This is a genomic window from Bacillus sp. A260, assembly GCF_009861435.1.
In the GTDB taxonomy this organism is placed as follows: Bacteria; Bacillota; Bacilli; order Bacillales; family Bacillaceae_G; genus Bacillus_A; species Bacillus_A cereus.
Window position 1 is genome coordinate 3639601 of record NZ_CP046398.1, and the last position, 17235, is coordinate 3656835.

Below are 17235 nucleotides of genomic sequence, written 5' to 3' on the forward strand. Positions count from 1 at the left end.
TTAGAGATAAAAAGAAGATACCAAATTTGGCATCTTCTTTTCCTATGATATCCACAAATTAATTTTCCATATTTTAATGAATTTATTATATCAACTGCGTTTTCCGTTCATCCATGCGCATTACTTTCCCATTTCTATATACAAAGGATTGTTCACCATGACCACTTATTGGTGGTTTAATAGGATGAACCTGTCCATCTTTTACAACATAAACCATATTTTCATTTAAAGAGATTTCAGCTTTCATCTCCACAATATTTTCACTAATAATTGCCATCACTACCACTCCCAATTATGTTATAATTACTTTGTCGAATAATTATGTCGGGAGCAATCTCGACTTTTTTATTTGCTTATAAATACTGCACAACATTTTCTGGAACAAATGATTGTTCAAAAGATAAATGAAGCCGTATTGGAATCGGCTCTTTGTTATCCCTTGCTCTCTTACATATTTCTTCAGCCTCTTCCCACACAAATTCTTTATCCTCCACTCGCTTATAACGCCAAATCCCAATTGTATAATCCTCAAATAATTCGTAACGTTCATCAGGTGCTGTCGTTGCTTTTAATTCATCAATCGCTTTGGCTTGGCGTGGTATTTGCACAACCACATCTGCATACCGTAATTTTGAATTCAAACGGTGAATATGAGCTTTCTTAGGATCAAATGATACAACTGGCTCCACGTCAAAAATTGTTAATTGCTTTGGCATTGTTTTTCCCCTCCAATACCTGCAAACTTGCAATTAAAATTCCTTCAAGCTGCGTTAACGTCAGTTGATCTAATGTTTGTCCGTTAATTTCAGTTAATCCTAACCCCAATAATTTACGAATGATTATTAGTTTTCTACGTTCTACTTCCTGACGTAACAACATGATTAAGCCTCCTGTTGATGATTGAACTTTCTCTCTAAATTTACAAACTTACTAAATTCTTTAATGAATGCTAGTTCAACAACACCAACTGGGCCATTTCGCTGTTTTGCTAAAATAATTTCTGTTATGTTTTTATTTTCTGTCTCGCGGTCATAGTAATCTTCACGGTATAAGAATGCGATTAAATCCGCATCTTGCTCAATTTGACCATTCTCACGTAAATCTGATAGCAATGGTCTCTTATCTTGCCTGCTTTCTACAGCACGGCTTAACTGTGATAATGCAACTACACATACATTTAATTCTCTTGCCATCAGTTTTAACTTACGACTAATCTCACCGATTTCTTGCATTCGGTTTCCTCTATGCTTTGGGTCCCCTAGGATAAGCTGCAAATAATCAATTGCAATTAAAACCTTTTTATCAGGGTACTTACGCTTTAATTTCCTAGCCTTTGCATAAATCTCTTGCATCGTTACATTTGCTTTATCGTAAATTTCTAATGGCAAATCATTAATTAATCCCATCGCTTGACTAATTTTTTCCCAATCCTTTAAATTACATAACTTCTTAGGATTCTTTAATTTGGTAGCATCAATATTTCCAGTACTTGAAATCATCCTCTTAAGTAGCTGCTCCTCCCCCATCTCGAGCGAGAAGATTCCTGTTGCTGTATGAGCACTTGCTGCATGAAAAGCAACGTTTAATACAAATGCTGTTTTCCCCATTGAAGGACGGGCACCGACAATGATTAAATCACCTTCTTGTAACCCTGCTGTCATTCTGTTCAAGTCGTCATAACCAGTTGGTATACCGGTTAAATCTCCTACATCAATTTGCATGTTCTTATACAAATCAACAAGCGTATCTTTCAAGTTAAATTCATCTGAGTAACCCGTTTCTTCAATGGCGCTTAATTCATCAATTGATGTACTAATAGCACTCATATCCCTATCTTGCTGAAGGCGGTTATATAAGTTACCAGCAACCTCTTGAGCATGTCGCATTTTCCAAGCTTCGATAACTAAGCCTTCGTGATACGAGAAATTTTTAGTAGTCGTAACAACTTCTGTCAGGTTTACAAAGAATTCGATTCCGCCAATTTGATGCATAAAGCTTTCATCAAATTTTCCAATGAGAGCAACAAGATCTATCGGAACCTCAGCATCCTCTAATTCTCTCATCGCCTTGAAAATCACTTGATGCGTTGGTGAAGAGAACTGTTTTACCTTTAGCTGACAATCTTTAATTAAATCGCCTTCTTGGATAATGCTACCTAAAACACTTTGTTCAGCTTCTACATTACGAATCATATCGTTACTCATTTGGCCAACCACACATTCTGTTGGTTAAGTACTGCAAGTTCTTCTTCTGTTGGAATGTTCTGCTCCCATGCTTGTTGCTGCTGTATTACGTTTTTAGTAGATTCCGATAAACCTTTTTGTTGATAAGGAGCTTGTGTCTGTTGTTGCGCTTTTGTTAATCGCTGAGCACGAAATGCTTTATCAGCTGTCTCAACATCAGTTACTGTTTTAAAGCCTTTAAGGTGCCAATCTCTTAAAATCGTATTTACGTAAGACATGTTTCTCGTATTCTTCTCTAAAGCAATCTCCATAGCCTTAATAACTAGCTCTGCATTTAAATCATCTATCCAAGCATGAATACCATCTGCAATAAAAGGTGTAATCAGTCCGAAGTTTTGTTCGTAAAAAGAAATTGGATTAACCTCAACAACTTCTTCCGCGCCTGCGCGTTCTTCTTGTTGTTGTTCTTTTTCTTCTTCTTTTTCTTTTTCTTCTTCCTTGCTAGGGTCTTGGAAGCCCCTTATAAGCCCCTCCAAACGGACTGATAAATACTCCTTAATACGAGGGATTTTAAAATCTTGTTCTCGTTCTAATTGCAAGCAAGTTTCATAGAAATCAACTAAAAAATCCTGATCCTTCACAGATTGAATTTCTTTTAAAACACACTTTTCAATGTTTACATTTTTAATTGGATTGAATTTCAACCAGTTGATTAAGAACAATTCTTTTGTTTTTTGGTTGTAATTAATTTTTCCGTATTCAGCAAAACGTTCTAATAGCTTCATAACAGTTTCACGGTTATATCCTGTATCAGTTTCAATGATACGAAGTGGAAGCTCATAGATTCCTGATTGAGACGTCTTACTGTTTGTCATCAAATATAAGTAGAAATACTTCTCCTCCGGCGTAAGATCTAAAACAAATGAATCCTGCCAAAATGAAACGTGTACTGGTCTATAAACTGCCATATTATTCATCCTCCCGTTTACATATCGCGAATCCGTCCTCTACACGTAATAAGCGATAATTCTTGTATCCTATTTTGAGATATTGTTTTATTAAGTAAATTAGGTGTTGCTCTGATGTTGCTTGTTGAAACACTTTAGGGTTCAGCAACACTCTATGTAACGATTTGTCTAAAAGCATGTAGCACACTCCGTTGTTATACGAATGCTAATTTGATATAATTAATCCTAAGATCTTTTGCAAGACCGTTTGTCTATCACTCTGCCAAGTGATAGATCTTTTTATTTTCTACGTGTTACTAACGAAGCGTTAACTCCTCTTGCTCTTAAATCTTTAATTACTACACGATAACTCATCGATGCCTCATGTTCCTCTTTTGTATCACGAAGCATTTTAAATTCCCTTATACATCGCTCCAGCTCTTCTTCCCAGTGATTTGATTCTTCGGTTGATTCTGCATTAAACATGTTATGAATACATTCACTCATACAGTTACGAAGTTTATTCGCAAATGAAAAATCTCCAGGAAGAACTAGATCATGAAGACGATTGTTTCTATCGTTCATGAATTACATCTCCTTTCTATTTAAATTAATGCTGTACGCATCGTTACAACCAGAAAGGAGTTTTGTAGGGGTAAGGGAGGAACAATCCCTTTCTGGTCATAACGACAAGCACAGTGCTTGTCTAGTTAATAAAAATATCTAAAAACCTATTATTTTGGTATAATCTTCCTTGAAAGGAAGGTGATAAAATGGATAAGTTAGAAAAAATTATTGACGTTCTTAAAGAGTTAAGGGAATCTTCTTTAGCAATCGATTCTGAATCAGATTTAAAATCAACAATGCAAAAGTACAGTATGCTTTTCTTAGGCGGCAGTTTTAATAAAATAACTTCTATGGAACTTCGCCACTGTCTACTGACTATCTTTGAATACGAGATTTCGGAAGAAGAGTTTCTTAAATTAATACCAGTTGCTTGCAAATCTCTAGGCATGGAAGTTGAACCATTATCGCGTTTGAAAGAACCTGGACAACTAGTTGGATATTACATTCAACTTTTTAAATAATCTCTCATGGCTAGGGTCTTCAATTGGCTCTAGCCCTATTAACGTTCTAGATTCTTTTAAAGATATTCTCCCTTGTATAAATAAATTGTTTATTAATTCATTTCTCCTATCCTGACAATCTATTTCAGGAGCCTTCTTTTTCGTTTCCATCATCTACACCTCATTTCTTCTTTTATGGATGCTGTACGCATCGTTACAACCAGAAAGGAATATTGTAGAGGTATGGGGAGAAACAATCCCTTTCTGGACATAACGACAAGCACAGCGGCTTGTCCAAATGATTTATATAATGTTATAATTGCTTTACGATATTTTTCAGAGCTACTGTTGTCTAGGCGGTAGCTTTTTTATTTGCCCATTTATGTTTCAAAATAAATGATGCTTCAATAATTTTGATTCGAATCCCCAACAATTTCTTCTCTTGCTTTAACTCAACTGTTTTTGAATCCTCATTAAGTAATTCTGCTATTTTAATTTCACCAGTTAGTTTTGCATCATATCGAATTAATTCCTTGTATTCTCTTAGGCTCGGTTTCTTATAATCTACTGTCATTTTCCTTCCTCCCTTAAAGCACCTTTGTTAAATTCATTAAGCTATCCACCGATTGAATAATAACGTTCTCCGCTATAGCCTTTTGCAACCAACTTCTTTGTATTTGTTCCATAATGCCAAAATGAACTTGCTCAAGAGCTTGTACTACACATTGAGTAGCTTGGATTGTATCGAAGATTTCTTTTGCATGAACTGCGTATTCATGTTTCTTTTTTTCATCATGCTTCCATGACCTTGTTGTAACTTGTAAGTTCATGATTTCCTTTGCTGCCGCAATCCCCTCTTCAGCCTGTTTAATGTAGTTCATCAGTTGTAAATTAACATCTTGAGTTAAGCGTGGATCTGTAGGCGGTAACCCAACACCATAAATATGTTTGATTGCTTGTTGATTCAACTTTGCCCCTGTTGCATGGCACCAATCCATCGCAAGTTCAAATTCTGGTTTAGAAAGTCCAGATTCAATACGGGTTAATCTTTCATGTGTAATACCAAGGTACTTAGATAGCCCTTTCTTCGTTTTCAGCTGAACATTGTCACAACATTCTCTAGCATTCTGTAATAATTCCCCTATCGCTGAATTGCAGTATATGCTTGTTCCCATATCTGTTCGCCTCCATATTTAGTTTTCAAATGGTTACAATGAACTTAGTACATATGTAACTTGTCTACTTTTCGTATAAAAAGAGAGGAACTATTCCTCAACGTTTTCTTTTACTTGTATCTCTTTGATGATGGCCCAACCAGCCTTGTAATATGCTTGACGGATTTTATCGATATCCTTTTGTGATTTTGGCTCAGGAGCCACAACATGGACTTTCGTTTTTCCAAATTCATAAGTCGCCGCATATTCTTCTTGTTGGCTCATGGTGTCACCTCTTGAAGTGCTTTTTATATGTTTATGCGCCGAATTTGTTGGTACTGCCATGTTAGTTGTTGGCATTTTCTCACCCCCAGAAACATTTCGTTTCCTTTTTAACTAAAAAAAAGATCATCAATTGTTGTTTTATAAAAATCAGCTATTCTTTTAGCTAATTCTAATGAAGGTGTTCTATCACCACGTTCAATTGCCCCTAGCATTTGAGGCGTAATTTTCAAATGCCTTGCTACGACTATTCTTGATTGATTACTTCTAAATGCAATCATTTTATTTCTTTTTTTATTCAATATACCACCCCCAAAAGAAACATTTCGTTTCCTTGTAACTCCAATATAAAGAAACAAATCGTTTCTGTCAATATTTATTAGAAACTTTTTGTTTCCTTTGTGGATTTAGAAACTAAACGTTTCTATAATTAATAAAAAGCGCCTATTCTTATTTAGAAAGAAGGAAGAATTTATGCTTGGAAAAAAGATTTCAGAACTTAGAAAGAAACAAAAACTAAGTCAATATGAACTTGCTGATCGTTTGGGCTTTTCAAGAGGCAAATTAGCTAATTATGAGCAAGGTCAGCGTGAACCAGATTATGATACTTTAAAGAAAATTGCAGACTTTTTTGAGGTATCAACAGATTATCTGTTAGATAGAACACAAACAAAAGAAATGGTATCTAAGAATCCATCTAAATTATCAATTAAGGAAGAACGTGATATCGCACGTGATTTAGAAAAAACCTTAGAAGAGCTAGAGAACAGCGATGAAGCGTTAATGTTTGACGGAGAACCAATAGACGAACACACAAAAGAAATGATTCGCATTTCTCTAGAAAACTCTATGCGCATGGCAAAACAATTAGCAAAACAAAAATTCACTCCAAACAAGTATAAAAAAGATTGAACGGAGCGAGAAATGGAAATTAAAGACTACGTACTGAAAATCGTAAAAAAACACGGCACAACAAATCCGTTTGAAATTGCTAAACGAAAAAATATTATAGTGTTGTTTGAAGACCTTGGGAATACTCTTGGTTTTTACAACACTTATAAACGCTTTAAATTCATTCATATTAATAATAGAATTGACGAAACCATACAACGATTTGTTTGTGCACATGAATTAGGGCATGCTGTACTTCACCCTAAAGCAAACACCCCCTTCTTACGTAACCAAACATTTTTTTCGGTGGATCGCTTAGAAATTGAAGCAAATACATTTGCTGTAGAGTTATTACTTACCGATGAAATGATTTGTGCTTATGAAGATACTCGTTTATCTATTCAAGAAGTTTCGGAAATTCATGGGGTCCCTGGAGGATTTGCACTATTAAAAACATATAAATAAAGTCAATAGTTAAAGGGGGATATTTTACTTTGTCAGACATTATGAAATTTATTACAGTACTTGTACCTTTGCTTACTTTAATTCTAATGGCATTCTTTAAATTTATACACCGTACCGAAGTTGAACATTTATTTGAAACAAAAATTGATCAATTAAAGCTAAATTTTAGTAATAATGTTATTCAATTCACAATCTTAGTAACAGTATTTTTTTTAGCTCCTACCATAGCTTTTTACTTAACTGGTGGATTAAACATAATAAAAATAGATGGTAACAAAGAGGAAGTTCACAACCTCATAGCTAACATCATAGATATAGATATTCTTTTATTTTATCTATCCTTAATTACTACTCTTATTTTTCTTATGAAATGGCCTCATAAAACTACTATTCTTAAATCATTAACAATATTGACTTTGCTTAGTTCATCAATATTTTACGGTCTTGGTACTTCAATGATTATACAAAACAAAGCTTGGAGCTTTTTACCCGTCATTATTATTTTTCCGCTATTAGTTACTTTTCTAGCAACCCATGTTTTTTATAAAACTACACCTAAAAAAAACAATCAAGTTTTATGTAGAATCGTTACCGAAGAATATATAAAAGAATTAGACTTAATTCATTCATATATGCTAAATGACGGTAGAGCATTATTATATGATAAATATCGTTCTAAAGATAAAGTCTTTTATGTTTGTGACTACTCTTCAAAAGTATATTTAGAATTTATAAAAGAACAACCCGATGAAGACGATATTTAATAAAAGTACAACTACATTTATTAAAAGGGGAAATGATACTATGAAGGAATTAATATATTTAGACAAAGATTTTTTACATTCATTTATTGCACAAACAAATGACGGGCTTATTACATCAAAAAGTACCGAGCTACAAGAACAAAGAACAGAAACGCATCAAGAAAGTAAAGGTGCACAAGCAAGAGGATATTTTGAAGTTCAAGGGGATACTGGAAAATTTGACATTCCATTTGTTATTAAATCGCCATCCGCTAAAGCTACATTACGCCTAGCTCCAGGTGAAAATCATTCCGAATCTTTTACAATTGCTGATTTAGAAGCTGGAAAAGAAATCATTTCTACCCAATTACATGATAATGCATTAAATGATTTTGAAAAATATTTTGAAGAAAAGGGCTTAATCGAAGTAATAGAAAATTCTTTCTCGACTCCTACTTTATCGCCAGGTACATATATCAAAACAACTTCAAGCTTTACAGCAATGAATTTCGAAGTTATCGAAAAAATAGTAGGAGAAAAATTTCTTGAAATTTCACAATTAAACTTTAAAGAACAAAAAGATAAAAGTATACAAGAAATAGAAAATGAACGTAATATGAAACCTGCTCAAAAGAAAGCCGCCATTAAATTAATAAATGAACAATTCGAAAAAATCCAAGAAGCACAATCATCGCCAATTAGACAAATCAAACTCATGCTAGAGTATATTAATCAAACTGTGCCAGCTAGCGCATTTTTGAAAATGGGCAAAATCTTTATTCCATTAAAACAAAGTTTTCTACGCGAAAGCATTGACGAGTTAACTTTTAAGTATGGACAAAATAATCCATCAGTTAAAGCAACCCTAATCGGAAAGATTACTAGAAAAATTTCTTATGACGAGGCCAAGATACCTGATTTTTCAAATATAACGTCACAAAACCCTCATAGCGTCTTTAATTCAATTTTAGGGTTACCTCTCGGTGTATTAGGTACATTTGATATACTGACAGCTGAGGATATAGTAGTATCACCTGTTGCTATTTATTTTGAATAAGCCTTCGTTTTTTTGATTTTTCATCCATTCTTTTTTTAGATTCACCGATACTATTGGAGATACGCTCATGATTTTTTCGAAATTCATTCATACTGTCCAAGATATGATTTGTTTCATTGGCCAGTAATTTTTGGAGCTTTTTAGACAACATAAAATCACACTCCTTTTATACCATAGTATTAACAAACAAATTAATTGTAAACTATTTTCTTATTACAATTAATACTATTCTAAAAGCCCACTTTATGAGGGCTTTTATTTTAATTATTTCTTTATCTTCACTCTATTTTATATAATGACTATTACGAAGGAGGTTCCCACTATGAAAACTGCAATCTACTTAAGAAAATCCCGCGCCGATCTCGAAGCTGAAGCACGTGGCGAAGGCGAAACATTAGCAAAGCACCGCACTACCCTGCTGAAAATTGCCAAGGAAATGAACCTAAATGTTTTATCTGTCCGTGAGGAAATCGTTTCTGGTGAGAGCTTAGTGAAACGTCCTGAGATGTTAGCACTGCTCGAAGAAATTGAAGATAACAAATATGATGTTGTTCTTTGTATGGACATGGACCGTTTAGGTCGTGGTGGTATGAAAGAACAAGGAATCATTTTAGAGACGTTTAAACGCTCTAATACGAAGATTATGACACCTAGGAAGACTTATGACCTTAATGATGAGTGGGATGAAGAATACAGCGAATTTGAAGCGTTTATGGCTCGTAAGGAGTTAAAGATTATTACACGACGTATGCAACGAGGTCGTGTCGCCAGTGTAGAGGCTGGTAATTATCTCGGTACCCATGCGCCTTATGGTTATGATATCCACCGTTTAAATAAGCGAGAACGTACTTTAACAATTAATTCAGAAGAAGCTTCTGTCGTTAGAATGATATTTGATTGGTATGCAAATGAGGATATGGGCGCAAATGCAATTAGGAGCAAATTAAATGATCTTGGCTACAAAAGTAAGCTAGGTAATGAATGGAACCCCTACAGCATCTTAGATATATTAAAGAACAATGTGTACATCGGAAAAGTAACGTGGCAAAAACGAAAAGAAGTAAAACGTCCTGATGCTGTAAAAAGAAGTTGTGCAAGACAAGATAAATCAGATTGGATTATTGCTGATGGTAAGCACGAGCCAATCATACCTGAAAGTTTATTTGAACAAGTACAAGAAAAATTAAACTCAAGATATCACGTTCCTTACAATACGAACGGAATTAAAAACCCTCTAGCTGGCATTATTAAATGTAGTAAATGTGGTTATAGCATGGTCCAACGTTATCCAAAGAACCGAAAAGAAACGATGGATTGTAAACACCGTGGCTGTGAAAACAAATCAAGTTATACTGAATTAATTGAGAAGCGTTTACTCGAGGCATTAAAAGAATGGTACATCAATTATAAAGCTGATTTTGAAAAACATAAGCAAGATGACAAATTAAAAGAAACACAAGTCATTCAAATGAATGAAGCTGCATTACGCAAGCTTGAAAAAGAATTAGTGGATGTCCAAAAACAAAAAAATAATTTACATGATTTATTAGAACGTGGCGTTTACACAGTCGATATGTTTTTAGAACGCTCGAATGTAGTTTCTGACCGTATAACTGAAATTACTTCCACTATGGAAAACTTAAAGAAAGAAATTAAAACCGAAATTAAGAAGGAAAAAGTCAAGAAAGATACAATACCTCAAGTGGAGCATGTTATTGATCTATACTTTAAAACAAATGATCCCAAAAAGAAAAACAGCCTCCTAAAGTCGGTTTTAGAAAAAGCTGTTTATAAAAAGGAAAAGTGGCAAAGGCTCGATGATTTCGAACTTGTGCTTTACCCTAAGCTCCCTCAAGATGGCGACATATAAGCGTTTATGCTTTGTCGTCACCTTGTTGGTGTAATTAGATTTACCCCATTTAATCCTAAAGCATCATTCGTCGAAACTGCCAATACGACAGGCTTGCCATTTCTTAGCGTCGCTTTTGCTGCCATTAGTACTGGAGAGTCTGTCATTGCATTTGCAAATTTACTCATAGAATTTCCTGTTAAAGGAGCGATTACCATGCAGTCTAATGGAATTTTAGGTCCAAGTGGCTCTGCTCCAACAATTGAATTAATTGCTTTAAAACCTGTTATTTCTTCAATCTTCTTAATCCACTCTGCTCCTTCTCCAAATCTAGTATTTGTTGATTGAACAGTGTATGAAACAACAGGACGTACTTCTGCTCCTTCAGCAATTAATTTTTCTAAGTGCGGCATAACTTCCTCATACGTACAATGTGAACCTGTAAATCCGAAACCAATTCGTTTCCCCTTCAAACTCATTTCTTTTCCTCCTCCTTTGCGATTGCATCTGCTGCTAATAACTGAGAAAGAACATTTGCTAAGATTTGCCCAGCCGTTTTTGGGGCAACAATACCTGGTAATCCAGGTGCTAGCAATGCTTTGACTCCTCTTTTTTCTGCATATCTAAAGTCGGTACCGCCTGGTTTAGAAGCTAAATCAATCACTAACGTATGAGCTGGCATTTTTGCAATAACATTCGCTGTTACAACGAGGTGCGGAATCGTATTAATTACAATATCGATATTTCCTACTTCTTTCTCTATGTCTTGCATATGAAAAGGAGAAAACATCATTTCTGTAATACGTGCAATATGTTCAGATCGTCTTGCTCCAACTTTGACATGGGCTCCTAATGATTGAAATGCTCTCGCAACACTCATTCCTGTTCTACCAAATCCTAGAACCATTACATTGGACCCATGAATTGTATAGTCGGTATGTTGAATTACCATCATTAATGTACCTTCTACCGTTGGAATAGAATTGTATATTGCTACATCATCACGATCAAATAATTTAACAAGTTTTCGGTTCGTAGTAGATACGAGATTTTCCAAGTAAGGTGTACCAATACCTGAATATATAGTAAAGTGTTCTGGTGTATTTTCAATTTGTTCTTTCGTTATTGAAACTTTTTCATTTGAAAAAATAGTATCTACTTCTCCTTTGGCATTTGTACCGGCAACCGGCAAAATAATTGCGTCTACAGAAGTGAAATCTAAATTTTGTATACTTTCTTTTGCTGCCCCTGTGAAACCATGATCTAACTGATCAAAACCTATCAAAGAAAGTTTCGCATCCAATTCAACTAGCTTACGAATTACTTCTAGCTGTCTTGCATCTCCTCCTATGACAGCAATATGCATCTCAGTCAACATTCCCTAATTCACCTTCTTTTTCTGTCATTTATAAGAAAAGTGCCTACTTTTTCTTTTTCCTCCACATCATATGTAATGTACGAGTTTATGGTGATTGAAAATCCAAATGCACATATGATTTATCAGGTTTCTATGTAGATACAAAAAAAGATGACCAAAATGGCCATCCTTCACTCCGAATTTGAACGATCTATACTATCACAAAGGAGCACGTGTCCGACTTTCTTTATTTGACTCCATGCCACCCTTACTTCTTGTGGTTCCTTTTTAAAACCTCCCCACTTCCCTACAGGTATTATAAGTGTTTGTATTTGCCCGTCTTTCTCATTAATCTCTAAATCCATATAACCTAAGACTCCCATTTTTTCCGCTTTTTCTATATCTACAACCTCTTTACCACTTAATTCACTTAATCGCATACACACTCCACTCCCCTAATGAATTTTTCATTTGCATTGTCTATAATTAGTACCTATTCTATATGTATAAAAAAAATAACCTTCTCTCATTTAAAAAGAGAGAAGGTTATTTTTTATACATCGTAAAAATTGATTATAGTTTTATTCCTTTTGGAAGTTTTCCGTCTGGACTAATAAGTGCCGCAGAGAACTCGTCAGTAAACATATTGCGAATTAATCCGTCCACATTTTCTTTTGTTACAGTGTTTACACTTTCAATAATCTCATCAAGTGAACGATGTTTACGAAGAAGCAATTCATTTTTACCGTTACGGCTCATACGGCTATTTGTACTTTCTAAACTTAACATTAAGTTTCCTTTTAATTGCTCTTTACTATTCATAAGCTCTTTTTCTGTAATACCTGTATTTTTCAATGTCTCTAATGTTTCTTGCATTGTTTCATACAATGTATCTAATTGTTGGCTACCTGTTCCACCGTAAAGTGTTAACATGCCTGTATCTTCATAAGAAGAGTGGTAAGAAAATACTGAGTAAGCTAATCCACGTTGCTCACGTACTTCTTGGAATAAACGGCTACTCATGCTACCGCCTAAAACATTATTTAATACAATTAAGTTATAAATATCTTCGTGTCCCATTTGTAAGCCTTTATATCCTAGACATAAATGAGCTTGTTCCGTTTCTTTTTTACGGGCTACCTTATTGAAATGGAAAATTGGGCTATGTACTTGTTCACGGTTTGTTGTTCCTTCATAACTACCGAAATATTGCTCCACTGTTTGTAAAAATGCTTCATCAATATTTCCTGCGATTGATACAACTACATTTTCAGGTGTGTAATGATCTTTTATATATTGACGTAACGTATCACCTGTAAACGTATTAAGCGTTTCTTCTGTTCCTAAAATAGGATATCCAAGTGGATGCGTTTCATATGTTGCTTTCGTTAACATATCATGCACAATATCATCTGGAGCATCTTCGTACATTTTAATTTCTTCACATACGACATTCTTCTCTTTTTTCAGTTCTTCCTCATCAAATGTTGAATTAAAGAACATGTCTGCTAAAACATCTAAAGCATATTTAGCATGCTCATCTAATACTTTTGCATAGTAACATGTATATTCTTTTGAAGTAAATGCATTCACTTGACCACCAATGCTATCAAATGATTCTGCAATCTCTCGTGCACTACGTGTTTCTGTCCCTTTAAAGAACATATGCTCTAAAAAGTGAGAAATCCCGTTATTTTTTTCATTTTCATTTCTTGATCCCGCATGGATCCAAATACCAATCGCAACCGATCTTACAGTTGGTATATTCTCCATAACTATTCTTACACCATTTTTACAAGTATATTTTTTAATCAAAAACTTTCCTCCTACTGCCAGTTTCTCTAAATAAGTGCTATTATTTAATGATAACAAGTTTAAGGATGAATGTCATGCAAATGTATTTAATCCACACGTTTTTCATCCAGTAATTCTGTTATATTCCCCACTTTATATCCTTGTTCCTTCAATTTTTTAATCATTGTATCTAATGCTTCTGCCGTTGACGAAGTAGGATGCATTAATACGATAGCACCTGGGTGTATTTTTCTCATTACTCTCTGCAATAGTACATCTGGCTCAGGTCGCTTCCAATCGATTGTATCGACAGTCCACATAATCGTTCCCATTTGGAAATCATCAGCGATTTTCACGACTTCATCCCGAAAACTTCCACTCGGCGGGGCAAACCATCTTACTTTTTGATTCGTTACTACTTCTATCATTCGATTTGTTTTTTGTAACTGCTCTCGTATTTCATCAGACGATAGCGTTTTCATATTAGGGTGCGTATAAGAATGATTTCCGACTTCTTGATTTGCATCGACAATCATTTTTGCAAATCGTAAATTTTCTTTCACCCAACGTCCTTCTAAAAAGAAAGTGGCCTTCACATCATGCTTTTTCAATATCTCTAATATGCGAGGCAAATACTCATTTCCCCATGCCACATTTATTGTTAATCCCACCATCTTTTTATTTGGATGGCCTCTATAAATTGGAGCGGGTGATAAATCTTCTAAATGAACACTCGGTGAGACTTCTTTGAATTCAAGATATTTTTGATCAAATTCCTTTAGCTTCTTCATATTATTATACGATGCTTCAATATCCACTTGTCTTCCATTATATCCAGGTGTTGCCTTCCATATTTTATCAATCATCGCATTTTGAGGTGCAATCTCATACTTTTTTGCATGCTTTTGAATTTCTTCATGCAAGTTATCTTGTGCAAAAACAGAATAAGAGCCTAAACTGACATATAAAGAAAATATACATATGTATGCCAATATACGAACTTTCATATAAACCCTCCCAAATTAACTATATAAAAACATTTTCTTCTTATCTTTGTTAATTTGAGCGTTATAATGAAAACTATACCTATGCTGACATAAAAATATATATAAATCATATTTTTACATAACAAAAAAAGCCAGTTTAACTGGCTTTTACTTATTGCTGCTCTTGTTTGTTTTCTTCTTTAGCAGCTTCTTTTTCTTGCTCTTCTTTTAGCAATACTTTTCTAGATAGATTTACGCGACCTTGCTTGTCAATCTCGATAACTTTAACTGTAATTACATCACCGATTTTTACAACGTCTTCTACTTTACCTACACGCTCAAGTGCAAGTTCAGAAATATGAACTAATCCATCTTTACCGCTGAATAATTCAACGAAAGCACCGAATTTCTCAACACGTTTCACTTTTCCTTCGTAGATTTCACCTACTTGTACTTCGCGAACGATATCTTCGATAATTTTCTTAGCTTTGTCGTTCATTTCTTGGTTTATTGAAGAAATGAATACTGTGCCATCTTGCTCGATGTCAATTTTAACGCCAGTTTCTTCAATAATTTTATTGATTTGTTTACCGCTCGGTCCGATAACGTCACGGATTTTATCTGGATTAATTGTCATTGTAATAATCTTTGGAGCGTACGCTGATAATTCAGTGCGTGGCTCTGGAATAACAGATAACATATGATTTAGAATGTGCACACGACCAACTTTCGCTTGTTGTAATGCCTCTTCTAAAATTTCACGAGATAGACCATCGATTTTAATGTCCATTTGTAGTGCAGTTACACCTTGTGCTGTACCTGCTACTTTAAAGTCCATATCACCTAAATGATCTTCCATACCTTGAATATCAGATAAAATTGTGTAATGCTCACCAGTTTTAACTAGACCCATTGCAATACCTGCAACTGGAGCTTTAAGTGGAACACCAGCATCCATCATTGCTAAAGTACTACCACAAATACTTGCTTGTGAAGTAGAACCATTTGATTCTAAAACTTCAGATACAAGACGTACTGTGTATGGGAAATCTTTTTCAGATGGAATTACAGGCTCAAGTGCGCGTTCTCCTAGTGCACCGTGACCGATTTCACGACGACCTGGTCCACGCATTGGTCTTGTTTCACCAACACTAAATGATGGGAAATTGTAATGGTGCATAAAGCGTTTTGATTCTTCTACACCAAGACCATCTAAAATTTGCACATCGCCTAATGCACCTAATGTACAAATACTTAATGCTTGTGTTTGTCCACGAGTGAACAAACCAGAACCGTGTGTACGAGATAAAATACCAACCTCTGATGCTAATGGACGGATTTCGTCACCTTTACGGCCATCTGGACGGATTTTTTCAACTGTAATAAGACGACGTACTTCTTCTTTTACAATTTTATATAAAATCTCATTTACTTGTCCTAATGTATCAGCGTCAGCTTCCTGCGCTTCGTAATGCTCAATAACACGCTTTTTCACTTCGTTAATTGCATCTTCACGTGCATGTTTCTCATGTACTTGAATTGCTGAATGCATATCTTCTTCAGCCATTTCACGTACAGCTTGGTTAAGATCAGCGTCAACTTCATAAAGTTTCACTTCTGATTTCTCTTTACCTACAGCTTGTACAATCTCTTCTTGGAATGCAATTAGACGTTTAATTTCGTCATGACCAAACATAATTGCTTCTAACATTGTTTCTTCAGGTACTTGATCTGCTCCTGCTTCAACCATGTTAATCGCATCTTTCGTACCAGCTACAACTAAGTGGATATCACTTTGTTCTTGCTGTTCTACTGTTGGGTTAATAACGAATTCGCCATTAATACGGCCAACTGTCGCACCAGCGATTGGACCTTCAAATGGAATATCTGAAATCGATAACGCTAATGAAGAACCAAGCATAGCTGCCATTTCAGAAGAACAATCTTGATCAACACTCATTACAATGCTGACAACTTGTACTTCGTTACGGAAGCCATCTGCGAATAGCGGACGAATTGGACGGTCGATTAAACGACTTGCCAAAATTGCTTTTTCACTTGGACGACCTTCACGCTTAATAAAACCGCCAGGAATTTTTCCGACTGCATATAAACGCTCTTCATAGTTTACTGTAAGTGGGAAGAAATCTACATTTTTTGCTTCTTTTGATGCAGTTGCTGTAGATAGAACCGCTGTATCGCCATATCTTACTAATACTGCTCCGTTCGCTTGTTTTGCAAGCTGACCAGTTTCAACTGTTAGCTGGCGACCAGCTAAATCTATCGAGAAGACTTGCTTTTCTTGACTCATTTAAGTACCCCTCTCAATTTAAAGTATTCAATTCTTCTATGTAAATGGATAGTATATCACAATATTCTACCTCTAGTATTGCCTAAAATTAAGTAAGCTATAAAGCGTAGAAGATATATTTTTACCTAACAAAAAAGCGGGAATATTCC

The 17235-nt window shown here is 34.9% G+C and carries 22 protein-coding genes and 1 pseudogene; 6 read left to right on the top strand and 17 right to left on the bottom strand.

The window, feature by feature from the left end; translation table 11 throughout:
* Positions 1–85 precede the first annotated feature (85 nt).
* The 6 genes from GD442_RS18190 to GD442_RS18215 all read right to left on the bottom strand — a co-directional run bounded on the left by GD442_RS18190 (position 86) and on the right by GD442_RS18215 (position 3715).
* Positions 86–277 (bottom strand): DUF3954 domain-containing protein, encoded by a 192-nt coding sequence (locus GD442_RS18190; RefSeq protein ID WP_086407742.1) that lies wholly within the window; start codon positions 275–277, stop codon positions 86–88.
* Between the two features lie 76 nt (positions 278–353).
* Positions 354–716, bottom strand: a complete 363-nt coding sequence (locus GD442_RS18195; protein ID WP_086407743.1) for a cell division protein SepF — start codon at positions 714–716, stop codon at positions 354–356.
* Complete coding sequence (locus GD442_RS18200) at positions 691–879, bottom strand: hypothetical protein (protein WP_001991829.1); 189 nt, start codon at positions 877–879, stop codon at positions 691–693. Before GD442_RS18200 ends, GD442_RS18195 begins: the two co-directional genes overlap by 26 nt.
* A gap of 2 nt (positions 880–881) precedes the next feature.
* Complete coding sequence (gene dnaB, locus GD442_RS18205; protein ID WP_086407744.1) at positions 882–2204, bottom strand: replicative DNA helicase; 1323 nt, start codon at positions 2202–2204, stop codon at positions 882–884.
* Positions 2201–3151 carry a DnaD domain-containing protein gene (locus GD442_RS18210; protein ID WP_086407745.1) on the bottom strand — a complete coding sequence of 317 codons (951 nt, stop codon included), beginning with the start codon at positions 3149–3151 and terminating at the stop codon, positions 2201–2203. The genes dnaB and GD442_RS18210 overlap by 4 nt, the downstream gene beginning before the upstream one ends.
* A 279-nt stretch (positions 3152–3430) precedes the next feature.
* Complete coding sequence (locus GD442_RS18215; protein WP_086407746.1) at positions 3431–3715, bottom strand: hypothetical protein; 285 nt, start codon at positions 3713–3715, stop codon at positions 3431–3433.
* Between the two features lie 188 nt (positions 3716–3903).
* Here GD442_RS18215 and GD442_RS18220 point away from each other — a divergent pair, with 188 nt between their 5' ends.
* Positions 3904–4218 (top strand): hypothetical protein, encoded by a 315-nt coding sequence (locus GD442_RS18220; protein ID WP_086407747.1) that lies wholly within the window; start codon positions 3904–3906, stop codon positions 4216–4218.
* 331 nt (positions 4219–4549) lie between these two features.
* Here the strand turns inward: GD442_RS18220 and GD442_RS18225 are convergent, their stop codons facing one another.
* The 4 genes from GD442_RS18225 to GD442_RS18240 all read right to left on the bottom strand — a co-directional run bounded on the left by GD442_RS18225 (position 4550) and on the right by GD442_RS18240 (position 5935).
* Positions 4550–4771 (bottom strand): hypothetical protein, encoded by a 222-nt coding sequence (locus GD442_RS18225; RefSeq protein ID WP_000215316.1) that lies wholly within the window; start codon positions 4769–4771, stop codon positions 4550–4552.
* 13 nt (positions 4772–4784) lie between these two features.
* Positions 4785–5372, bottom strand: a complete 588-nt coding sequence (locus tag GD442_RS18230) for a sporulation sigma factor-processing peptidase (RefSeq protein WP_086407749.1) — start codon at positions 5370–5372, stop codon at positions 4785–4787.
* Positions 5373–5462: 90 nt separating this feature from the next.
* Positions 5463–5711 carry a hypothetical protein gene (locus tag GD442_RS18235; protein WP_086407750.1) on the bottom strand — a complete coding sequence of 83 codons (249 nt, stop codon included), beginning with the start codon at positions 5709–5711 and terminating at the stop codon, positions 5463–5465.
* A 32-nt stretch (positions 5712–5743) separates the two neighbouring features.
* Positions 5744–5935, bottom strand: a complete 192-nt coding sequence (locus tag GD442_RS18240) for a helix-turn-helix transcriptional regulator (RefSeq protein WP_086407751.1) — start codon at positions 5933–5935, stop codon at positions 5744–5746.
* Between the two features lie 172 nt (positions 5936–6107).
* On the opposite strand from GD442_RS18240, the gene GD442_RS18245 reads away from it, so the two are divergent.
* The 4 genes from GD442_RS18245 to GD442_RS18260 are packed head-to-tail and all read left to right on the top strand — an operon-like array spanning position 6108 to position 8789.
* Complete coding sequence (locus GD442_RS18245; protein ID WP_086407752.1) at positions 6108–6545, top strand: helix-turn-helix domain-containing protein; 438 nt, start codon at positions 6108–6110, stop codon at positions 6543–6545.
* Positions 6546–6557: 12 nt separating this feature from the next.
* Positions 6558–6989, top strand: a complete 432-nt coding sequence (locus GD442_RS18250) for an ImmA/IrrE family metallo-endopeptidase (protein WP_086407753.1) — start codon at positions 6558–6560, stop codon at positions 6987–6989.
* Positions 6990–7018: 29 nt separating this feature from the next.
* On the top strand, positions 7019–7753 hold the full coding sequence (locus GD442_RS18255; protein WP_159365139.1) for a hypothetical protein: 735 nt from the start codon (positions 7019–7021) through the stop codon (positions 7751–7753).
* Between the two features lie 40 nt (positions 7754–7793).
* Positions 7794–8789 carry a DUF6414 family protein gene (locus GD442_RS18260; protein ID WP_086407755.1) on the top strand — a complete coding sequence of 332 codons (996 nt, stop codon included), beginning with the start codon at positions 7794–7796 and terminating at the stop codon, positions 8787–8789.
* On the opposite strand, the gene GD442_RS27830 is transcribed toward GD442_RS18260, so the two are convergent.
* Positions 8773–8940, bottom strand: coding sequence for a hypothetical protein (locus tag GD442_RS27830; RefSeq protein ID WP_176234565.1), 168 nt, complete (start codon positions 8938–8940; stop codon positions 8773–8775). The two genes, GD442_RS18260 and GD442_RS27830, sit on opposite strands and share 17 nt — an antisense overlap.
* A 171-nt stretch (positions 8941–9111) precedes the next feature.
* On the opposite strand from GD442_RS27830, the gene GD442_RS18265 reads away from it, so the two are divergent.
* Complete coding sequence (locus GD442_RS18265) at positions 9112–10659, top strand: recombinase family protein (protein ID WP_086407756.1); 1548 nt, start codon at positions 9112–9114, stop codon at positions 10657–10659.
* A gap of 32 nt (positions 10660–10691) precedes the next feature.
* Here the strand turns inward: GD442_RS18265 and dpaB are convergent.
* The 6 genes and pseudogenes from dpaB to pnp all read right to left on the bottom strand — a co-directional run.
* Positions 10692–11117: pseudogene (gene dpaB, locus GD442_RS18270) on the bottom strand (dipicolinate synthase subunit B); the annotation flags it as partial.
* Positions 11114–12016, bottom strand: coding sequence for a dipicolinic acid synthetase subunit A (gene dpaA / locus GD442_RS18275; RefSeq protein ID WP_000954735.1), 903 nt, complete (start codon positions 12014–12016; stop codon positions 11114–11116). The pseudogene dpaB and the gene dpaA, both read right to left, overlap by 4 nt.
* A 170-nt stretch (positions 12017–12186) precedes the next feature.
* Positions 12187–12435, bottom strand: coding sequence for a YlmC/YmxH family sporulation protein (locus tag GD442_RS18280; protein ID WP_017656595.1), 249 nt, complete (start codon positions 12433–12435; stop codon positions 12187–12189).
* A gap of 133 nt (positions 12436–12568) precedes the next feature.
* The gene (locus GD442_RS18285) at positions 12569–13810 is read right to left on the bottom strand and encodes a M16 family metallopeptidase (protein ID WP_000592996.1); all 1242 of its coding nucleotides are present in this window, start codon (positions 13808–13810) and stop codon (positions 12569–12571) included.
* A gap of 86 nt (positions 13811–13896) precedes the next feature.
* Entirely contained in the window at positions 13897–14796 is a 900-nt protein-coding gene (locus GD442_RS18290; RefSeq protein WP_000868217.1) for a polysaccharide deacetylase family protein, read from the bottom strand.
* Positions 14797–14947: 151 nt separating this feature from the next.
* Entirely contained in the window at positions 14948–17086 is a 2139-nt protein-coding gene (pnp, locus tag GD442_RS18295; RefSeq protein WP_000076737.1) for a polyribonucleotide nucleotidyltransferase, read from the bottom strand.
* Positions 17087–17235: the final 149 nt, after the last annotated feature.